The organism is Pradoshia sp. Z4_20 (assembly GCF_058216035.1).
In genome coordinates this window covers 557,222-577,680 of sequence record NZ_JBZAJD010000002.1, presented here as the reverse complement: position 1 = coordinate 577,680, position 20,459 = coordinate 557,222, and the positions used below count along the sequence as shown (strand labels likewise).

17 protein-coding genes are annotated in these 20,459 nt (G+C 36.6%); 12 read left to right on the top strand and 5 right to left on the bottom strand.

Translation table 11 applies throughout. From position 1 onward, the window contains the following. The first annotated feature begins 12 nt into the window (after positions 1 to 12). Positions 13 to 825: an ABC transporter permease gene (locus AC4BHP_RS08775; RefSeq protein WP_066101040.1), complete on the top strand. Its 813-nt coding sequence runs from the start codon at positions 13 to 15 to the stop codon at positions 823 to 825. Continuing rightward, positions 822 to 1,526, top strand: a complete 705-nt coding sequence (locus tag AC4BHP_RS08770; RefSeq protein ID WP_066101037.1) for an ABC transporter ATP-binding protein — start codon at positions 822 to 824, stop codon at positions 1,524 to 1,526. Before AC4BHP_RS08775 ends, AC4BHP_RS08770 begins: the two co-directional genes overlap by 4 nt. Before the next feature lie 109 nt (positions 1,527 to 1,635). Here the strand turns inward: AC4BHP_RS08770 and AC4BHP_RS08765 are convergent, their stop codons facing one another. Further along, entirely contained in the window at positions 1,636 to 2,676 is a 1,041-nt protein-coding gene (locus AC4BHP_RS08765) for an AI-2E family transporter (RefSeq protein ID WP_490551869.1), read from the bottom strand. Positions 2,677 to 2,900: 224 nt separating this feature from the next. On the opposite strand from AC4BHP_RS08765, the gene AC4BHP_RS08760 reads away from it, so the two are divergent. The 8 genes from AC4BHP_RS08760 (at position 2,901) to AC4BHP_RS08725 (ending at position 11,725) form a co-directional block, all read left to right on the top strand. After that, a complete protein-coding gene (locus tag AC4BHP_RS08760; protein ID WP_066101027.1) occupies positions 2,901 to 3,689 on the top strand; it encodes an SDR family oxidoreductase in 789 nt (262 codons plus the stop codon). A gap of 391 nt (positions 3,690 to 4,080) precedes the next feature. Beyond that, positions 4,081 to 5,022, top strand: coding sequence for an ATP-dependent DNA ligase (locus AC4BHP_RS08755; protein WP_066101018.1), 942 nt, complete (start codon positions 4,081 to 4,083; stop codon positions 5,020 to 5,022). Continuing rightward, entirely contained in the window at positions 5,019 to 6,227 is a 1,209-nt protein-coding gene (ligD, locus tag AC4BHP_RS08750) for a non-homologous end-joining DNA ligase (protein WP_139891329.1), read from the top strand. Before AC4BHP_RS08755 ends, ligD begins: the two co-directional genes overlap by 4 nt. A 70-nt stretch (positions 6,228 to 6,297) precedes the next feature. After that, positions 6,298 to 7,125, top strand: a complete 828-nt coding sequence (ku, locus tag AC4BHP_RS08745; RefSeq protein ID WP_066101014.1) for a non-homologous end joining protein Ku — start codon at positions 6,298 to 6,300, stop codon at positions 7,123 to 7,125. A 426-nt stretch (positions 7,126 to 7,551) separates the two neighbouring features. Beyond that, positions 7,552 to 8,928: a murein hydrolase activator EnvC family protein gene (locus AC4BHP_RS08740; protein ID WP_490551868.1), complete on the top strand. Its 1,377-nt coding sequence runs from the start codon at positions 7,552 to 7,554 to the stop codon at positions 8,926 to 8,928. A gap of 177 nt (positions 8,929 to 9,105) precedes the next feature. After that, a complete protein-coding gene (locus AC4BHP_RS08735; protein WP_066101010.1) occupies positions 9,106 to 9,561 on the top strand; it encodes a hypothetical protein in 456 nt (151 codons plus the stop codon). A gap of 289 nt (positions 9,562 to 9,850) precedes the next feature. Beyond that, on the top strand, positions 9,851 to 10,186 hold the full coding sequence (locus AC4BHP_RS08730; protein WP_066101009.1) for a DUF485 domain-containing protein: 336 nt from the start codon (positions 9,851 to 9,853) through the stop codon (positions 10,184 to 10,186). After that, on the top strand, positions 10,187 to 11,725 hold the full coding sequence (locus tag AC4BHP_RS08725; RefSeq protein ID WP_139891326.1) for a solute symporter family protein: 1,539 nt from the start codon (positions 10,187 to 10,189) through the stop codon (positions 11,723 to 11,725). It begins immediately after the preceding gene. Between the two features lie 178 nt (positions 11,726 to 11,903). On the opposite strand, the gene AC4BHP_RS08720 is transcribed toward AC4BHP_RS08725, so the two are convergent. The 4 genes from AC4BHP_RS08720 to AC4BHP_RS08705 form a co-directional block, all read right to left on the bottom strand. Further along, positions 11,904 to 12,854, bottom strand: a complete 951-nt coding sequence (locus tag AC4BHP_RS08720; RefSeq protein WP_490551867.1) for an NADP-dependent oxidoreductase — start codon at positions 12,852 to 12,854, stop codon at positions 11,904 to 11,906. A 277-nt stretch (positions 12,855 to 13,131) separates the two neighbouring features. Beyond that, complete coding sequence (locus tag AC4BHP_RS08715) at positions 13,132 to 13,206, bottom strand: zinc ribbon domain-containing protein (protein ID WP_490552010.1); 75 nt, start codon at positions 13,204 to 13,206, stop codon at positions 13,132 to 13,134. A 152-nt stretch (positions 13,207 to 13,358) separates the two neighbouring features. After that, complete coding sequence (locus AC4BHP_RS08710; RefSeq protein WP_066100997.1) at positions 13,359 to 14,579, bottom strand: MFS transporter; 1,221 nt, start codon at positions 14,577 to 14,579, stop codon at positions 13,359 to 13,361. A 153-nt stretch (positions 14,580 to 14,732) separates the two neighbouring features. Then, positions 14,733 to 15,374: a Bax inhibitor-1/YccA family protein gene (locus tag AC4BHP_RS08705; RefSeq protein ID WP_066100995.1), complete on the bottom strand. Its 642-nt coding sequence runs from the start codon at positions 15,372 to 15,374 to the stop codon at positions 14,733 to 14,735. A 260-nt stretch (positions 15,375 to 15,634) separates the two neighbouring features. Here AC4BHP_RS08705 and AC4BHP_RS08700 point away from each other — a divergent pair, with 260 nt between their 5' ends. After that, positions 15,635 to 16,900, top strand: coding sequence for a metallophosphoesterase family protein (locus AC4BHP_RS08700; RefSeq protein WP_490551866.1), 1,266 nt, complete (start codon positions 15,635 to 15,637; stop codon positions 16,898 to 16,900). Between the two features lie 3 nt (positions 16,901 to 16,903). Beyond that, positions 16,904 to 20,434: an AAA family ATPase gene (locus tag AC4BHP_RS08695; RefSeq protein ID WP_490551865.1), complete on the top strand. Its 3,531-nt coding sequence runs from the start codon at positions 16,904 to 16,906 to the stop codon at positions 20,432 to 20,434. Positions 20,435 to 20,459: the final 25 nt, after the last annotated feature.

Sequence of the window (20,459 nt, the reverse complement as noted above, 5' to 3'; positions counted from 1 at the left end):
GAGGTAAGAAGAATGTGGAACATATGGAGCTCTGAATGGAGAATGACATCACGGGGCCGTTCGTATTATTCAATCGCCATTCTATGGATTGTTGTCATTTCTCTTTTATTGGCATTGGAGCGGACAAATGGAGCAATCTCAGGATATACAAATATTACGGGAACAGTCGTTAATATTATGTTATATATATTGCCATTATTTATGTTGATTTTTGGCTCTTTTTCAATAGCTAATGAAATGGAAAATGGCCAATGGAGATTATTATGTACGTATCCATTAGATATCGTCTCCTACTTCTTTGGTAAACTTGGAGGCCAGTTTACTGCCCAGGCAGTGTGTTTTTCACTGGCGTATTGGTTGAGTATGGTAATTGGGTTGCTGACTGGGATTGATATTTCGTTAACTTGGATGCTTGTGCTTTTTCTATTTAGTATGCTGTTAATCTTGTTTTTCCTGACACTTGGCCTTTTTATAGGATCATTTGTAAGCACGAAATGGCAGGCACTTACTCTATCTGTTGCAGTCTGGTTTCTTCTTATTATGATATGGCCGACTGCGTTAATTGCTATTTTAGGTGCTTTACCTTATTCAATGATAGGAGTGCTTATGAAAATTGCGATGATCATAAATCCAGCAGAATTCTTACGCTTTTTCTTGGTGATTAGATTGGACGGCGGTTCTATCTTCGGCCAAGCCTATGATGGATTGGTTCCGCTATTTAATGAAGGAATTGTATGGGGTGTACTATTCTTATATGCGTTTGTATTTATTGCTGCGTTAGGCTTTATTGCAATTTGGTATTTAAAAAGGAGAAGAGCACAATGACAGGGTTAGAAGTGACTGATATCTCAAAACACTATAAAACCAATACAGCGTTGCAGCCATTTTCGTTGGCAGTGAAGGAAGGGCAATGTGTTTCTTTATGCGGAGGGAATGGTGCTGGAAAAAGTACTATCCTGAATATTTTGGCCAGTATCTCTTCCCCCTCAGCCGGAACCGTTCTGTTGGATGGGGTCAATATGACTGCACAAAATAAAGAATATGTATCATTGATCGGTTATATGCCTGATGAATTTTATGCTCAGGGCGACATGAATGTGGGAGAGTTTATGTCTTTTTATGCAGCTATCCGAGAGATTTCCAATGAACGAGTGAGAGAGGTGATTGATCGTTTGGGATTAACCGACAAGCGGAAAGAGCTCGTAAAAAATCTTTCTAAAGGAATGAGACAAAGGTTGTTATTCGGCCAATCGATTTTAGCTGAACCAAGACTTTTAATTATGGACGAGCCGACCAATGGGCTCGATCCTTACTGGATTAATGAATTTATAGAAATGATTAAAAAGCTTAAAGAAGCAGGCACGATTACGATTTTCTCTACTCATATGATGGATGTTGCCGCAGAACTTGCCGACCGGGTGTTATTCATTGAAAAGGGGCAGCTGGCTCAATCACTTGAAAATGATTTTTCTGATATTGATGGTTTTACGAAAGAGCTATCAACCTTGTACAGACAACGAATATAAAAGGGTGGACTGCAGCCGTGCTCTGTAAGATGTACGGTTGATTATATTTAAGAATAACAATAGGCATGAGTTCGAAAGATTCCGAAACTCATGCCTATTTTACGATCCATTATATATTCTTAGGTTCAGTCACTTCAGCATCTGGAACATCAAGCATATTTAATAAGAAGATAAAAATAGGAATACCTAAAATCAAGCCCCATATTCCAAGGAAATGTTCACCGAACACCAATACCAGGAATGTGAAAAACGTAGGTAAATGAGTTTTGGCCGACATGAATTTAGGATTTAGTACATAACTTTCCAAAGCATGTATGGCTGCTATTAGAATAACTACATACAGTACATGCATTCCTCCGCCAATATTATAGGCAATTGTACAAAGAGGAATTAAGGAAATAATAACACCCGCAACAGGAATAAGTCCCAATAGGAAAATCATAAATGCGAGCCCTAATAGCTGTGGAAATCCTAAGAAATATAGAATAATAGTCGATAATATAGCATTAACAAATGCAATTAAAAATTGAACTTCAATAACTTTACCAAATGAATTTACAAAGATATTACCTAAATACTCTAATTCAGTGAATAAAACGCCCAGTTTGCTTTTCTTGAATGAACCGGTAAATCTTTTGATTTTTTCCTTTTCCAAAAGAAAGAATAAACTTAGCAGCAGAGCTAAAAATAACTGCAGGCTTAATTTACCGATATTCGCAGCATAACTGTACAGTGCCACTGCATTTTCCTCAATTTCAGAAGGTGATACAAATTTCTGCATTGCACTGATCACAACATCGATTGCTGTGTTATCAGGCGGGTGTTTATAAAAATCAATAATTACTTTTACAAGGTCGGTTATTTGCATTGTAATGATAGGTATGTATTTATATACGATCATAACCAAAGAGGAAATTATGACTGTGTAGAGCAGGAAAATTATTATTTGTGGTTTAACTCGTATTGGGCTGAATTTTGATAGGGACGATGAAATGATTCTCTCCAAACCGCCCATTAAGAAAATAAAAATAAAAGTGAATAGAACTAAATTCATCATACCTCTAAGGGCATAGAAAATCCCTATCAAAAATAAGATGGTGAGAAAACGGACGAACCCTCTGCTTTTTATAAATTGGTTGAGTGAAAACATAAACCTGTTGTTTCTCCTTTCGGCAGCACCGTATGCTTGATATGTTAATTATATCTGTTAGTAGTACGGTTTATAAGAGGGTTTGAAAATAATTTTTAAAAAATTGGTGGAATATAGGGAATGTTCTATGAATATATGTATAAACTGTTCGGGCATACGTTTCAATATTGTGCTTAATGGATAAATAAGTAGATAAATAGAAATGTGCATGGGAGATGAAACGTATGGCGTTATCTGAAAAATCAAAGGGTAAAGTTGCAATCGTTACTGGTGGAGGTTCTGGGATTGGCGCAGCCACAGCTAAGAAGTTTGCGGACAATGGCATTCGTGTCTGTATTATGGACATAGATCTTGATAATGCAGAGAAAGTAAAGGAAGAAATCACAAATGCAGGAGGAGAAGCCTGTGTTTATCAGGTTGATATCCGTGATGAAGCCCAAATTCGTGAAGGAATTTCACAGGTCATGAATAAGTGGGAAAGGCTTGATATTCTTTTCAGTAACGCTGGTATAAACGGGACCTTATCTTCTATTGAAGAATTTGAAATTTCGGATTGGAATGAAGTAATTGAAACGAACCTTAGAAGCACATTCTTGTTTGTTAAATACTGCATTCCTTATATGAAAGAGCAAGGTGGCAGCATGATAATCACAAGCTCAATCAATGGAAATAGACGGTTCGCTGGTTTTGGTATGGCAGCCTATAGTACTTCAAAAGCCGGACAAATTGGATTTATGAAGATGGCAGCCTTAGAGTTGGCCAGATATAAAATTCGGGTTAATGCTATTTGTCCTGGTGCAATTGAAACAAATATCGATAACAGCACAACTAAGTCTGAAAGTTTAAAGGAAATCGAAATACCAATCGAATATCCTGAAGGAATGCAGCCATTGGCAGATGGTCCGGGGTCAGCTGAACAGGTAGCGAATTTGGTATACTTCCTTGCATCTGACGAATCAAGTCATGTTTCCGGTACCGAAATATATGTCGATGGAACTGAATCATTACTGTAAGTGAGTTTATTGTAGATTAATTTACATCCAGTAAATAAGATACGGTTATTTGATAAAAGATTCTGTAATTATAGTAATCATCATTTAATAGATAGCACCCAAAAGGTAGCCAAGGCAATGGCTATCTTTTTTGTATCTTTAGCAAGGATTTCTTTTAAACACCGTAATGGATCATATGTTTTGTCTCTTCAGATGCCTCCAAAATTTTTGAAGCCAAGTTACTTAGTTCGTTGGAGGTTTTATAATCCTCTAATGATACTACTGCCTCATAAAATAATGACAACGATTCCGGCGGAATTCATTCACTCGCTGACATATTCTTTGTTTTTATTCCCATACTATAAATATGAAATGTCGAATGCTGTTGCACTATTAGATGGAAGGTGAAAATATGGACCCTATAAAACCCTTTGAGCCGATTTCCGCTGAAGTTATACCAATAGGGGAGGAATGGATCTTCCAGGTTAAATGGGATGGTGTGCGGATGTTAGTTTACAAAATAGATGATGAAGTAGAGCTGGTTAATCGTAATTTAAATAATAGAACAAAGCAATATCCGGAGTTTACGGATTTAGGCAGCTATTGTTCTGCATCCTCTGTAATTTTGGATGGCGAAATTATCGCTATGCAAGATGGAAAGCCATCTTTTCATGAGGTAATGAAGCGGGACCGGATGAACCGATCAGAATTGATTCATCTTTCCATAAAGGAACGACCTGTCATCTATATGATTTTTGATATTCTTTACCTGGATGGAAAATGGGTTATTGATGACGAACTTGCAGAACGTCAAAGATTATTGTCATCTATAATTACGCCAACAGAGAATGTACAGGTTGTAGAAAGCTTTTCGAATGGAGAGGCATTATACGAGGCCATCAAGGAGCAGGGATTAGAGGGTATCGTTGCAAAGGATTTGCGTAAACCCTATAGCTTGAATGGGAAAGACGGTCGGTGGCAGAAGGTGAAATTTTATAAAGACCTCATTGCTATAGTTGGGGGATATGTGACAAAGGGGAGTGAACTGCAATCCTTAGTACTGGGATTGTATGACTCCTCGGGAGGACTCAAGTATATTGGTCGTGCAGGAAAAGGACGCTATAAGCTGGATGAGTGGAAGGTGATTAAAGAATTTATGGAAAAAGCCTTACAAACTGAAAATCCTTTCACCTCAAAAGTGGGAAATACAAAGCAGTATCACTGGATACAACCCATTTATACAGTGAAGGTCTCTTATCTGGAATGGACAGAATCTATGACATTAAGGCAGCCTTTATTAGAATCATTTGTCGACCGTAATCCAAAGGAATGTTTATTGGAGCTTGAGATATGAGATATACAGGTCTATGTTTTTTAACTAAATATGATAGTGAAAATAAAGTCTGTACAGTGGCAGTTCTTCATGAAGAAAAAATCATTGAGGTTGCTGAAGTAAAAGAAGCATTTACTGATGAAGAGCGCGAGGCAATTTTAGGTATTTTACATCAAACTGGGAAAGCACAGCAAAACCAAATTTATAAGGTCCCTCCTGGTATTTGCATTCAAGTGGCATACAAGGCAGTAACAAATTATAAATTAAATTCTCCGGTCTATATAAGCCTGGCGGTGACTGAGAATTGGACAGCCTGTACATGGACGAAATTAGTACTGTCCCAATATGAACAGGTAGCCATTACGAATCCAGGGAAAATCATCTGGACAGAGCAATCAGTGACCAAAGAAATGTATTTGGAATACCTTCTTACTGTCGCAGACTTTATGCTGCCCTTTTTAAAGGACAGGCACTTAACAGTTAAAAGATATCCAGAAGGTGTCGATTCTCAGGGATTCTATCAAAAAGCAACACCTGACTATGCACCTGATTTTGTAAAAACGGATATGAACCATGATATTAACTATACCGTATGTAATAATATCGAAACTCTTTTATGGCTCGGGAATCAGGCAGCCATTGAATTTCATATTCCCTTTAATGATATTAAAAAACAAAATCCGGCAGAAATCGTGTTTGATCTTGATCCACCTGAACTAGGCGATTTACGCTTGGCTGTAAAAGCTGCACTGGAAATGAAACAAATACTCGATCAATTTCAGTTAACGGCTTTCGTGAAGTTATCAGGCAGAAAGGGGATTCAAATTCATCTTCCATTGAAGGGAGCTACAATCAGTTATGCGGAAACACGTATATTTACCGAATTCATTGCTCTCTATCTAATTAATCGTTTTCCGGACAATTTTACAATAGAACGGATGAAAAAAAATAGAGCAAATCGTCTCTATATAGACTATATTCAACATGACAAAGACAAGACGATTATCTGTCCGTATTCACCGAGGGAAACAGCCTTCCCCTCTGTTGCAGCGCCATTGTTTTGGGATGAAGTAAAGAGCGGGTTGCAGACAGAGCATTACTCAATGAAAACTGTTAAGGATAGATTAGTAAAGGGAATGAACCCGTTTGAAAATTACTTTACAGTTGATCAATCGAACCAAATGAAAAAAATCATAGACTTCATTAAAAAAGAACATAAACCATAACATCACCTTGAATAGTCATTTTAAAATTAATTAGTTTGGATATAATATACAAAAAAAGGAAGGTGTATTTATGCATACAATTTGGAAGGGAACCATTAGTTTTGGTCTTGTCAGTATACCAATAAAGCTTCATGCGGCAACGGAGAATAAAGATATATCCCTGCGCACCTTACATAATAAATGCCATGCGCCTATCAAATATTCGAAAGTATGTTCAGTTTGCGGAGAAGAGGTGAGCCAAGAGGATATTGTTAAAGCCTATGAGTACGTGAAAGGAAAATATGTTGTGCTCGATGATGAAGAACTGGAAAAATTGAAGAAAGAGCAAGAGGACAAGGCAGTTGAAATTATCGATTTTGTCAAAATAGATGAAATCGATCCTATTTATTTTGATAAGAGTTATTATATGTCACCAAATGAGGGCGGTACAAAAGCTTATTCCCTGTTGAGGAAGGCGTTGGAGGAATCAGGAAAAGTTGGGCTGGCGAAAATTACGATCCGTGCAAAGGAGTCGCTCGCTGTGGTCAGAATCTTAGAAAATACTTTACTAATGGAGACCATTCATTTTCCTGATGAGGTAAGAAAAGCTGCAGATGTACCCAATATCCCCGCTGTTGAAGAAATTGTACAGAAGGAATTGGATACAGCTATTTTATTAATCGATCAGTTGACTACCACATTTGATCCATCTAAATATCATGATGAATACCGGACAGCTTTACTTGAATTGATTGAGCAGAAAAAACAATCCGATACGGTCACACCTACAGCTGGAAAGAAAACAGCATCAAATGTTGTTGATCTTATGGCAGCACTCCAGGCATCTATTGACCAAACAAAACCAGCAACAAAGCCAGCCAGAAAAAGAGCCCCACGCAGGAAAAAAGAGACTTCCTGATTTATTTTGAATAGATAAGCTTGTTTTAGAAGCCGTTTCTGTAAAGAAACAGGCTTTTTATTATTATCCAATAATTCAGAAAATATAAACTTTTGTTTTCCTTTTGAAAGACCAGGTTTATTTCTATGGGTGAAAAGATTCATTTTTAATAGCGAATTGTAGTTTTATTAGCAAAAAGTATGTCGAAATTACTAGAAAAATGGACTTTATTAAATATATTACAAGATCGAAATTCCGCGAAATATAAATGTAATGTTTGAATGGTAGAAAAAAATTGTCAGATTGATATAATAAGGCAGTACCAATCATTGGTTTGATTGGCAATTATATATATGAATTTTTAATAGTCGCTTATTTTAATAGTCACTTATATAGAGAGAAGCAAGATACAAACTAACATGTGAGACATTGAAAGGGGATCATTGCTTGAAGAAGTCATTTATTGCGTTTAACATTGCTTTAGCAGTTGGTGCAGGGTCATTATTATCAGGAGGATATGCTACGGCTGCATCCTTATCAGAATTAGAGAAAAAAGAGAATCAAATTAGAGGCGAAAAAGAGAAAGTAAATCAAGATATTAATCAAACAAACGAATCTATCGGTCATGTAGTAGATCAGCAAACTGATTTAACAGCACAACTTAAAAAGCTGGAATCAGAGATTACTGAAACGAATTCAAAAATTGACAAGATAAATACAAAAATTGATAACACAAAAAAGGATATTGAACAATTAAGAAAAGATATCGTAGTACTTGAAGAGAAGATTGAAGCAAGAACAGAATTATTAAAAGAACGTGCTAGATCCTATCAGGTTACAGGCGGTAAGATGAATTATCTGGAAGTTGTAGTGGGAGCGAGCAGCTTTGGCGACTTTGTTGAACGGGTGAATGCCGTATCTACAATAATGGAAGCTGATAATGATCTAATCGCTGAACAAGAAAAAGATAAAAAGGATTTAGAGAAGAAAAAGCAAGAAGTAGAAACTAAGCTTCAAAGTTTAGAATCTATGAAAAAAGAATTAACAGATTTGAAGGCAAAACAAGAAAATCAGAAGCAAGAAAAAAATAAACTAATGAAAAAGCTTAAACTTGAAGAGAAACACTTGGAAGAGCATAAATTAAGTATGGAAGAAGAATCTTCTATCTTAGCTGGCCAAGAAACAGCTTTAAGCAAAGCGATTGCGCAGGAAAAAGAACGTCAGGCTATAGTTGCCAGACAAAAAGCGGCTGAGGCGGCTGCAGAAAAAAAACGTCAGGCTGAACTTGCAGCACAAAGAGCAGAGGAAGCTAAAAAGAGTGAATCCTCTTCTAGTGCATCTACAGGAAGTTCATCTGTTAAAAAATCTAGTGCACCAAAAGTCAGTGAACCAACATACAGTGCACCAGCTTCAAGCAGCTCATCTGGCATGTTCATGAAACCATCTGCAGGGTATTATACTTCTGGATATGGTCCAAGATGGGGAAAATCACATGGCGGAGTTGATATTGCAACATCTGGTACTGTTCCAATCGTGGCAGCTGCAAGCGGTGTTGTATCTAGAGCTTACAAATCTTCCAGTTATGGTAATGTAGTATTTATCACTCACTATATTAATGGACAACAATACACAACTGTGTATGCGCATATGAGAGACAATAGTATGAGAGTAAGTACTGGACAAACTGTCAGCAAGGGTCAACAAATCGGTTTGATGGGGAATACTGGACGTTCAACGGGTCAGCATTTACACTTTGAGCTTCATAAAGGACCTTGGACACAAAGTAAAGCCAATGCTATAAATCCTACGGATTATATAAATTGATTTTAAAGGAGGCCATTTTAGGTCTCTTTTTTTGTGCTCTTAAATAAAAAACGAATATCCATTTTGTGGTATTATAAAAATAATTATATTTTACTAAAGATTGTGGTAGGCTAGTTCGACAATACTACCAATGAAACTTGAATAATGAGTGATAATCCCGAAAAAGGGGGAATGTAGTTGAAAAAACAATATCTGCTTTTGATTACAGTCTTATTTGTTTTACTTACTTCATTTTTACCAGCAAAAGCAATGGCAACTAAATGGTTATATCCGTTTGTGGTTTGGGGCGGGTATGTCTATGAGGTAAGTGAAGAATCTGTGACCGAAATTGGGGATGAAATTGGACAAGTAACAAAGTATTCGGATATGGAACCGCAATCGGGTAATTTTTCTAATGCTTATCCGAAAGGTACTAAATACTTTACTATTAAAGAGGTTAGTACAGAGGAAGCGTTAGCCGTACAAGAATCCGATGGTCAATATGTGAAAGCAGATAGAAGAGAAGAATATGAATTTAAACAAGACTTAAATGAACCACAAGACATCCTTAAAGGGATTATTTTTTCATTGGTGGGGATTTTAGCTGGTATTCTCATTTATAAAATTCTAAAGAATCATCTGGATAAAAGGTAAATACTTCTTTCAACCACTGAGATAGCAAAAAGCTATCTCTTTTTTTATATGCTATTAGCAACATCCTTACTTAAATAACTCTTTTTTGTAGTGTTTAGTTGACTGGAATTGCTGTATGTAAATCCTTTTTCAATAAACGGTCTCCCATATTCAAACCTCATTTTAACTTGTATAAAAATAAGCCTAAATATTGATTTACCAAAGGCTCTGAATGAAGTATACTAATAGTGTTTAGAATATTTAGAATATTTTGTAAGCGTTTCAATTAAATATTAGAAAGGGGATTAAGATGGAAGAAAAAATGTTATCCAAGGAGGAACAAAAGGGGAAAAGGGATTATTCGGCTATTGTAAAAAGTCCAGAGTTTCAACAACTTTTAAATGAAAAGAAAAAATTTATAATACCCTTAACCTTGTTTTTCCTAATCTTTTATTTTGCACTTCCCATAATGACATCCTATTCATCGGTGCTGAATAATTCTTTCTATGGACATATCACTTGGGCGTGGGTATTTGCATTTGCACAGTTTATTATGACGTGGACGTTATGTATGATCTATTCTAAAAGAGCAACCAGATTTGACCGCTTAAGTGATAAGGTGTTGAAAATAGGGGGTAAACAGTAGATGAATTATACGGCTTTTTTTATGTTTCTCGCTATTGTATTTGTTACTTTGCTCATTACTTATTGGGCTTCTAAAAGAACAAACAATGCGAGTGAGTTTTACACAGCAGGAGGTGGTCTGACCGGTTGGCAAAATGGCTTAGCAATAGCGGGTGATTATATGTCTGCAGCTTCGTTTTTGGGAATAGCCGGTGCAGTCGCTTTAACAGGTTTTGATGGCTTCTTTTATAGTATAGGTTTTTTGGTCGCTTACTTGGTTGTACTTTATTTGGTGGCTGAGCCACTTAGAAATCTGGGCAAATATACATTGGCAGACATGCTGGCAGCAAGGTTTGATGCAAAAAAAATACGTGGTGTAGCTGCTTTTAATACGATGTCTATTTCTATATTTTATATGATTGCTCAGTTGGTAGGGGCAGGAGCACTGATTAAATTATTGCTGGGCTTAGAATATGCCACCTCCGTTTTAATTGTTGGAGCTCTCATGACCATATACGTTATTTTTGGTGGCATGCATGCTACTAGCTGGGTTCAAATTGTCAAAGCTGTATTACTGATGGCAGGGACCTTTATCATTTCATTCATCGTTTTTGCCAAATTTAATTTTAATATTGCAAGTATGTTTGAACAGATGAGTACAGCTACTCCATTAAAGGAGGCGTTCCTGAATCCGGGGGTAAAATACACTGATGGCCTAGATACATTATCGCTAACAATGGGACTTGTTCTTGGAACCGCTGGTTTGCCACATATCCTTGTACGATTCTTTACGGTAAAGGATGCTAAAACAGCGCGAAGCTCAGTTGTATATGCTACCTGGATCATTGGGATTTTTTATGTCATGACCATTTTCCTTGGATTTGGAGCAGCAGCTTTTGTGGGTAATGCTGATATAGTAAACGCGAATGCAGCAGGGAATATGGCAGCACCATTACTAGCCAAGGCTATTGGTGGGGATATATTGTTTGCTTTTATCTCGGCAGTTGCATTTGCGACAATATTGGCCGTTGTTGCTGGTCTTGTATTAACTGGGGCATCTGCGTTTGCCCATGATTTTTATAATGAGATATTGAGAAAAGGAAAGGCAACTGAAAAAGAGCAGGTTAAGATGGCAAGATATGCATCTGTTGGTGTTTCCGTCTTATCGATTCTTTTGGCTTTAGTAGCACAAAATTTAAATGTCGCCTTTCTTGTATCATTAGCCTTTGCCGTGGCTGCCAGTGCAAATTTACCTGTAATTATTTATACAATCTACTGGAAGAAATTTAACACTACTGGTGCTATCAGTGCAATGGTAGTAGGTTTAATCACTTCAGTTGGACTTGTTTTAGTCAGCCCTAACGTGTTTAATCCGGAAGCTGGAGCGGCGATACTGGTTGGTGACCCTTTATTTCCTTTGTCAACACCTGGTCTGGTATCCATTCCGCTAGGGTTTCTGGCTGGATTTGTAGGGACATTATTATCTCGTAAGAAGGAAGATGAAGCGAAGTTCGATGAAATTTTGGTTAAATCTAATACGGGTTTAGATACTATAAAATAGTGGTATGACCTCTTTTAGGTCAAGCATAAATTAGGGAAGGGGCTGTTCGTAGGTTATTTAATGACTTACAGCGGCCTCTTTTTACATGCAATTGAGCCAATGAAAAAGACAGGCAAAGGTACGTACACGTGACTCCTCTGCCTGCTTTATTTATCATTTCCCAAGAAATAACTAAATATTAATCAACTACTAAGATTATTTTTCCTCTCGCATGAGAGGATTCACTTAATTCGTGTGCATTTTTAACACCTTTTTCATTTAAAGGGAAGGTTTCACCAACTACTGGTTTCAATCTTCCCTCATCAAGAAGCTTAGCCAATTCTTTTAGCTGGTTACCATTTGGATTTAACCATACAAATTCTTCTGTAATGCCGTAGCGATTGGCTAATTCTTCGTTTGGCGGATCTACAATGGATACCAATCTGCCGCCTCGACGTAGGATTTTCATGCTGGCAGTTTGAACGTATGTCCCAATTGTATCTAAAACAGCATCGTATTCTGTCAATTTATCTTCTATATTTTCGGTATGGTAGTCAATGCATAGATCGGCTCCTAATTCCCTTAAAAATCCATGGTTTTTTTTGCTGGCTGTGGTGGCTACATAGGCTCCTTTAAGTTTAGCTAATTGGATTGCGTACGAACCAACACCTCCTGCACCACCATGAATAAGAATTTTCTGTCCTTCCATAATTTCCAATGCATCAAATAAACACTGATATGCCGTCATTCCAGCCAATGGGACGGATGCAGCCTCCTTAAAAGATAAATTATCAGGGATTTTCGCAATTAGTAATTCATCAACAGCTGTGTATTCAGCATAGGCTCCATAACGAGTTGTATCGGGACGTGCAAATACCCTGTCTCCATTTGTAAAATCAACGACGTGTTTACCAACCTCTTTAACAATTCCTGCAACGTCCAAGCCTAATATAATAGGGAATTCGAATGCATATTGATCAGCAAGATGGCCTTCTCTTAATTTCCAATCAATTGGATTGACGGATGCAGCTTTTACTTCGATTAAGACCTGATTATCTAATAGAGGCGGCTTTTCAACTACTTTTTCTTTTAAAGCATTCTGTCCGCCATACTCTTCTATTACTATTGCTTTCATCTTGGTATTTTGCATATAATTCCTCCTTGACTGGTAATTAAGGCTTTGGAAATCCTTATTATGTTCATTCCCTGTACAAAAGAAGGTAACCGTTTTTAACGTGTAATGAATAAAAAACAGGAAATTTATCCTAAGAGGATTAATTGAGTTTTTATCTTATAAATGGAGGATTGAGTTATCTAATTTTGAGGAAGGTATGGATTACTGCCATAAGTAAGACGGAGGAGAAGGGAGGGATGATCATCCTCTAAAGAAAATGTCTAAAACATTGCTGCCAGCAAAGGACTTTTTATTATAAAACTCCGAATACTACGAGAAATTGATTATTTTGAATATCAAACATTTTTGACAGACCGGTTCCTGTCATAGAAACTTCTTTTTGGCTGGCATCAAGGCTTCCACATTTAAACATCCTGATTGTGACAAAGCAAATCACTCCTTTTATGAAGATAATTTCCGATATAATTATAACATTAAAAAACATGTCCCAGTTGCCTATATAGGCGTGGGACATGTTTTTTAGGTAGCTGCTTTTTCATCACTCTTTATAAATTTGAGAACAATAAAGAATAAAATCAATGAAATAGCACCAAAGCTATAAAAAAGATAAGATTGATTATGCTTCATAAAATAAGACATGAGTGGAGGACCTGCTGCTACACCAAAAAATCGTGCCGAGCTGTAAAAAGATGTGATTGTTCCTCTTTGTTTTTTATCGATGTTTTCAGTAATAATTGCATCCAGTGACGGTAAAATCGTCCCAAGGCCGGCACCAAAAATCGATAATACTCCGATTAATATATAGATATTATCGAAATAAGTTGTAAAGGTGATGGCAATCGCGCTAACAATGATAGAAGCCAGAATTAGGATTTTCATTAATTTAATATTATCTTTTATTTTTTTTCCGGTGATAAATGAAGCAACACACAAGAAAAATAGGGGAACAGCAAGCACAAGTCCCTTTTTAATTTGATGAATATCATACTTGGATTCAAGTATGGAAGATAAATAAAACTGGATGGCAAACAATATTAACATGACGAATGCCCCTGTCAGGAATACACTGTATAACCATGACCCATCCTTCTTAAATATTTTTTTGGTATCCTTTAAAAATTCTTTTAGTGTAGGAGGTTCTTCTGTTTTCTTTGGCAACTTTATACAAAAAAGAATCATAAAAAATGTGACTAAACTTAAAAAAGAGATAGCAAAGAAAGGAAGAAACCATAGAGAAATGGCTAATGCAGCTCCAAGTACGGGACTTAAAACTTTTCCAAAGGTATTGGATGTTTCCACAATTCCCAGAACAGAGCTTGCTTTATCATCGTCTTTAAAAAGATCGCCAACTAAGGGTAATATGATTGGAAAAGCACCAGATGATCCTATTCCTTGAATGATCCGTCCTATTATAATGACCATAAATGGATTTTCCATTTTCCAAGAGGCAAAGCCTGATACTAGCCCGCCGATAAAAGCTAAAACTAAACTAGGCAGTAAGATCATTTTCCTCCCAAAACGGTCGGATAAATATCCTGCAATCGGTATTAAAAGGATGGAGGCGATTGAATAGCTTGTAATAATCAAACTGGATTGGAAAGAGGAGATTCCAACTCTCTTTTCTAAAATAGGTAGAACAGGGATAAGCATTGAATTACCTAATGTCATTATTAGTGGCACTGCTGCTATACTGGCCAAACACCAAAAACTAATTTTATCGGTATCCGTTTGTGAACTCATTTAATTCCCTCATCTCTCTAAGCAGTTCTATGCAATTACTTTGCCACACAGGATGAGAAATTATGTACATTAAGTGTTTTTAAATGCTTATCATAAATGGATTGGAATATATATATAAAAGAACTGTGAAGGTTATTCACAGTTCTTTTTTGCCTAATCATCCGAAGATAAAATACCAATAAATCTAAGGATAAAAAGGAACAGGTTAACAAAATCAAGATATAAATTGAGTGCAGCCAATGGGATTTCATCTTCAGGTACTCCGTACTGTTTCATACGGTTCACATCATATAATACGTATCCGCTGAATACGAGTATACCTATAAATGAATAGACAAGCATGGCAGTAGAAGATAAAGGTGAAAAAATATTGAAAATCCCAATAACCAGGATGGCGAGCAATGCGGCTAACAGAAATCCGCTTAAAAATGTTAAATCCCGCTTTGTTGTCGCGGCGTAGAGAGAGAGTCCGCCAAATACAACTACTGTAGCAGCCAAGCTCATGATAATGGGCTGCGGTCCTATTGTTACTAAATAGTTTGCGATTACAGGATATAAGGTGATGCCTGATATAAAAGTAAACGCATATAAGAAACTATATGAGAGAATTTTCCTTCTTCTCACAAAAAACGCCGCAATAAGCATACCGAATTCTATAATCATCAGTGGCAAGAACAAGGATGGAGGAACAAAATTACCTACAATAAAGCCAATTAAAGAAATAGCTAATGATAAAGCGAAAGTTCTGATAACGGCTGGAATGTGATATTTATTGGTTTCCGTATATGAATTCATTTATTTACCTCTCCTTTTATTTATCATATATGTATCTACGATTAACTATATCAAAGGTTTCAAGGAATATCCTGATTTTTACATAGAAATAGTAGAGACAAATACAAATGGATTTTATATAATAAAAATAAGAACATTTGTTCTTTTTTGGTAGGTGTTGTATATAGCTGTGAATATTTGGGAGTGTTAGGTTCAGGGCTCAAGTGTATACCATTTTATGCTATTCTATGATTATGAGGATGAGGAAAGGGGGAGACTTTGTGAACTTTACATTTATCCATGCTGCTGATATCCATTTAGATAGTCCATTAAAAGGTTTATCAAGATATGAAGGAGCACCAGTCGAAAAGTTGCGCAGTGCTACCAGAGATGCATTTAAAAATATGATTGATTTTGCTATTAAAGAAAAAGTGCATTTCATCATTATTGCAGGTGATTTATATGATGGGGATTGGAAGGATTACAATACAGGTCTCTTTTTTGCAAACGAAATGGCAAGGCTAAAAATGCATCAAATCCCTGTTTATATGATTAAAGGGAATCATGATGCAGCAAGTATCATTACTAAAGAAATAAAACTTCCTGATAATGTTTATATTTTTGATGATAAAAAATGCAAAAGTATGTTTATAGATGAACTTGGAGTGGCCCTACATGGTCAAGGATTTTCAACACGTGCTGTAACAGATAATCTTGCTAAAAGCTATCCGCAAAAGGAAGATGGATATTTCAATATTGGGATTTTGCATACATCGGCAGTAGGCCGGGAAGGACATGAGAATTATGCCCCCTGTTCCATAGAGGACATGAAGGGGAAAGAATATGACTATTGGGCTCTTGGGCATATTCATAAACGGGAGTTTTTATGTGAGAAAAACCCAGTCATTCTCTTTCCAGGCAATATTCAAAGCCGGCACAGCAAAGAGACAGGTCCAAAAGGATGTTCCTTGGTTAAAGTTAGCGATGGTCAGATACAGGAATTAAATCATATATCACTGGATGTATTACGCTGGGAGATCATTGAGATAGATGCGACCCCCCTTGGTGATTACGATCAATTTCTCCAGAAAATCGAAGAGCAGCTTGAAAATTACCTAGATACTGCAGATGGTAGAATGCTCGCAGCCAGAGTAGTCGTCAGTGGCAATACTTCTTTATATCAGGAGCTTATGAAAAATAAAGAAAAAGTATTAAATGACATTAGATCTGCAGCTTTTGCCGTTGGACATGGGCAAATATGGATAGAGAAAATAAAGAATAAAACGGCTCCACCGTTAGAGTCCAATCATTTCTCTGATGAAAATAACCCAGTGACCTCCATTTTTAACTGGCTTGAGAAAAGTGATATGGATGAATTGCTCGAAGATGTAAGAAAAGAGTTTTCTGCGATTACTAACGTATTACCGACCGATTTAAAAAGAGGAGAGAATATGGTTATTCCTGATTCAGTTGCCATGCTGGAAGAAAAACTGGAGGAAGTTAAACAACTGGTGAGCCTTGAGTTACAAATGGAAGGAGGTAAATAAGGCATGCGTTTTGAAGAGTTAAATCTGACTGCGTTTGGTCATTTTACTGATTACCCGGTTAACTTTCAGCCAAATCAATCTTTACACGTAGTGTATGGAAATAATGAAGCTGGAAAGAGTACTATGCTGCGTTCTATTACTCAACTCTTGTATGGCATTCCGCATAATTCTAAGGATTCATTTTTACATCCCAATTCCAATTTACGTATAAAGGCCAGCCTATCCAATTCATCGGGTAATACTCTGTCCTTCATACGAAGGAAAGGAAAGTCAAAGACCATTCTTAATGAGGCGGGAGAAGCATTACCAGATAATGTTTTATTACCGTATATAAATGTGCTGTCAGAGGAAACATTCCGAAATATGTTTGCACTCAATCATGAAACTTTGCGAGAAGGCGGAGAAGCTTTGCTTGAGTCAAATGGAAGCGTCGGAGAGAGCTTATTTGCTGCAGCTTCAGGGATAAATACAGTAAAGAAAATTATGCAGGAATTTGATTCGGCAAGTAAAGAATTATATAAATCAGGTGGTTCAAAACCAAAAATAAACGAATTATTAAAGAAAGAAAAAGAGTTAACTCGCCGACTTAATGATTCGCAAATGCTCGCCAGACAATGGATGCAGCTGGAGGATGATTATCTTCATGGTAAGAAACAGCTGGATGAATTAAGAGAGCATTACCTCCAGGTAGACGCAACTCTAAAAAAATTATCGAAGTTAAACCAAGCTGCTCCTATTCTTATTGAAAGAGACAGATTAATAGAGCAACAAAAGAGCTTCACTGAAATTCCGGATTTACCCAACGATTTTAATTTACAAAGAGAAAATGTATTAAATGAATTAAAACATGCTGATGAAAATGCCAAAATATCCAATACAGAAATAATGGCGCTTGAAGAGAAGTTAGCCAAACTGGATATCGATGAAAAACTTTTAACATGTGAGTCTAGGATTCAATCTCTTTTCAGCCAAGTTGGTGCATACGAGAAAGAGAATAAAGACTTACATGTAAATGAGGCAAAGGCTGAGCAGGCACTCAATCGGATGAACGATATTCTCCTTAAGCTGGGCTATAGTAGGGTAGATAGTGTCAATATTGAGGATTTTAGAATTGCCATTTCTCGCAAAGAAAAAATCCGTATGCTTTATAAGCAATATGGGATTTTACATGAAACGATAAAAGAAATAAATAAACGACATGAAAGTCTAAAGGAAACTGTTGCTTTAAAGCGTGCGGAATGGGAAGGTTTTGGAGAAGTAAAGAATATTGCCAAGCTTAAACTTGTGCTTGACCATGCCCAGATAGAAGGAAATATTGAAAAAACCATAGATGTTTTATCAGAGGAAATGAAGGATCTTAAAGACAAATCAATGGAAGAGCTAAACTATTTACCACTATGGGATGGTTCGGTAGAGGAGTTTGATTCCTTTTACATTTCCATTTTAGAAGAAACTATTAATCAGTACATCGGGCAACTTGAAAGATTTAATGAAGATAAAACAAATTTAGAGCGCAGTATTAAGGTTGAAAAAACGATTATTTTGGAAGCGGAGAAATCGATTGCTGAATTAGAAGCCTTGTCTGTTATTCCTACAGAAGATGATTTAGAGAGAACCCGTCAGATTCGCGACCATGGTTGGAGCTTAATTAAGAATAAACTTAAAGGTGAAGACATTGATCGTGAAGCAATTAAGGAATACTGCAGTCAGCAAGAGGTAGAAGAAAAATTTGAGCATGATTTAAAAACAACGGATGAACTTTCAGATACTATGTGGAAAGAATCTGCAAAGGTGGGCATGAAGAATAAGTCGTTGCAGGATATAAAGAGATCTGAAACCAAAATTGCAGCTGCAGAGACACAGCTGCAGTTCCTTAAAGATGAGATGAATCTGTTTTTTCAACAGTGGAATGAGCTATGGCAGCCGTTCGGTATTGAGCCATTATCGCCAACTGAAATGAAAGAATGGGTAAGAAAATACACGGTTATTAAGCAGAATCAAGGCGAATATAAAAAGAAACAGAAACTTTGGGATGAGCTGACAGAAAAACGATTGGCTATCAAAAGCCGTTTATACCTTGCCCTGTCAGAAGTAATCGATGATCTAGATACTCAAGTGTCAGAATGGACACTCACAGACTTAATAAGAGAAGCAAATAGAGTAGTCCATTTAGCAACAGAGCGTTTCAATGAGAAGAATTCATTGGAAAAAGAGTGGAAGAGCAAGGCTGCTGATCTTAAACAAATCGAGCAGGAGCTGGCGAGCAAGCAAAGTGAATTAGTCAATTGGAGAGAAGCATGGGAGGATGCTACTAAACCCTTGCAAGTTGAAAGTCAGGCTCCGATTGATTACACAATGGAAAGGCTTGATAAGTACAATGAATTGACTACTACGTATGATGAATGGGCAGATATCAATAGCAAAGCAAAAGCTGGCATGTTATTTGTACAGGATTATGTAGATCATATCAGAATTGTAGCTAACACGTTACAGTTACCTGAACCAATAAATATCCAATCCTTTATCTATGATTTAACGAATCAGTTGCAGGAGCAGAAAAAGTGTAAGCAAAATCAACTCGAATGGCAAGGACAATTGGATAAACGGAAAAAAGAATATCGGTTAGCGAAGGATAAGAAAGAGATGGCGCTTAATCGTCTTGATGAATTGTTACAGACAGCAAGTGTAAAGACCATCGAGGAAATGCAAATTATTGAAGATAAATATCGACAAAAGCAAAAGCTGTCTGCAGAACTGATCAATCTGGAGAAGGTGTTACTTGAGATTGGCAATGGCTTATCGATTCAAGAAATGAAGGATGAAATAGACAAGCTTGATTTAGATTTTATGGAAAGTGAAATGGCAGAATTAAAGGCAGAGCTTGCAGATTTGGAAGAGAAAAGAACGGAACAGAACCAAATCTTTGGTGTATGCAGAAAAGAATATGAAGAAAAGATTAAGGGAAATTCATATGCAGCTGTTCAGGCCGCAGAAGAAAGAGAAAGTATCCTGGCTGAGCTCGCAGAATTGACCGATCAATATGTCCAAAAAAAATTAGCTACATTTGTATTACAGAAGGGAATAGAATATTTCCGTTCCGAAAATCAAAATCCGATTTTAACAAAAGCATCAAAACTGTTTGCAAAATTAACACTGAACTCCTTTGAAGGATTGACTGTTGATTATAATGAAAAGGATGAAGAAGTACTACTGGGTTTAAGAAATAACGAGAAAATTGGAATAGACGCGATGAGTGATGGAACAAAAGATCAATTGTATTTATCCTTAAGAGTTGCAAGCATAGAAAAATATTGTGAGGAAAATGAACCTATTCCATTTATTGTCGATGATATTCTTGTTCACTTTGATAATGAACGTTCAAAAATTACGTTATCTATCTTAAAAGAATTATCGAAAAAAACTCAAGTTATCTTTTTCACTCATCATTATCATTTATTGGATTTGTTGGAGGAAACATTGTCGCATGAGGAGTATCAATTGATTCACATTCATAAAGAGGCCGTCATGAGCTGAAATTAAAAGAAGACCAATTCAAACT

Coding starts and splice junctions, on each gene's coding strand:
- AC4BHP_RS08710 (WP_066100997.1), bottom strand. CDS start 14,579: ATGAGTTCACAAACGGATACCGATAAAATTAGTTTTTGGTGTTTGGCC.
- ku (WP_066101014.1), top strand. CDS start 6,298: ATGCATACAATTTGGAAGGGAACCATTAGTTTTGGTCTTGTCAGTATA.
- ligD (WP_139891329.1), top strand. CDS start 5,019: ATGAGATATACAGGTCTATGTTTTTTAACTAAATATGATAGTGAAAAT.
- AC4BHP_RS08720 (WP_490551867.1), bottom strand. CDS start 12,854: ATGCAAAATACCAAGATGAAAGCAATAGTAATAGAAGAGTATGGCGGA.
- AC4BHP_RS08775 (WP_066101040.1), top strand. CDS start 13: ATGTGGAACATATGGAGCTCTGAATGGAGAATGACATCACGGGGCCGT.
- AC4BHP_RS08770 (WP_066101037.1), top strand. CDS start 822: ATGACAGGGTTAGAAGTGACTGATATCTCAAAACACTATAAAACCAAT.
- AC4BHP_RS08755 (WP_066101018.1), top strand. CDS start 4,081: ATGGACCCTATAAAACCCTTTGAGCCGATTTCCGCTGAAGTTATACCA.
- AC4BHP_RS08725 (WP_139891326.1), top strand. CDS start 10,187: ATGAATTATACGGCTTTTTTTATGTTTCTCGCTATTGTATTTGTTACT.
- AC4BHP_RS08730 (WP_066101009.1), top strand. CDS start 9,851: ATGGAAGAAAAAATGTTATCCAAGGAGGAACAAAAGGGGAAAAGGGAT.
- AC4BHP_RS08760 (WP_066101027.1), top strand. CDS start 2,901: ATGGCGTTATCTGAAAAATCAAAGGGTAAAGTTGCAATCGTTACTGGT.
- AC4BHP_RS08705 (WP_066100995.1), bottom strand. CDS start 15,374: ATGAATTCATATACGGAAACCAATAAATATCACATTCCAGCCGTTATC.
- AC4BHP_RS08695 (WP_490551865.1), top strand. CDS start 16,904: ATGCGTTTTGAAGAGTTAAATCTGACTGCGTTTGGTCATTTTACTGAT.
- AC4BHP_RS08765 (WP_490551869.1), bottom strand. CDS start 2,676: ATGTTTTCACTCAACCAATTTATAAAAAGCAGAGGGTTCGTCCGTTTT.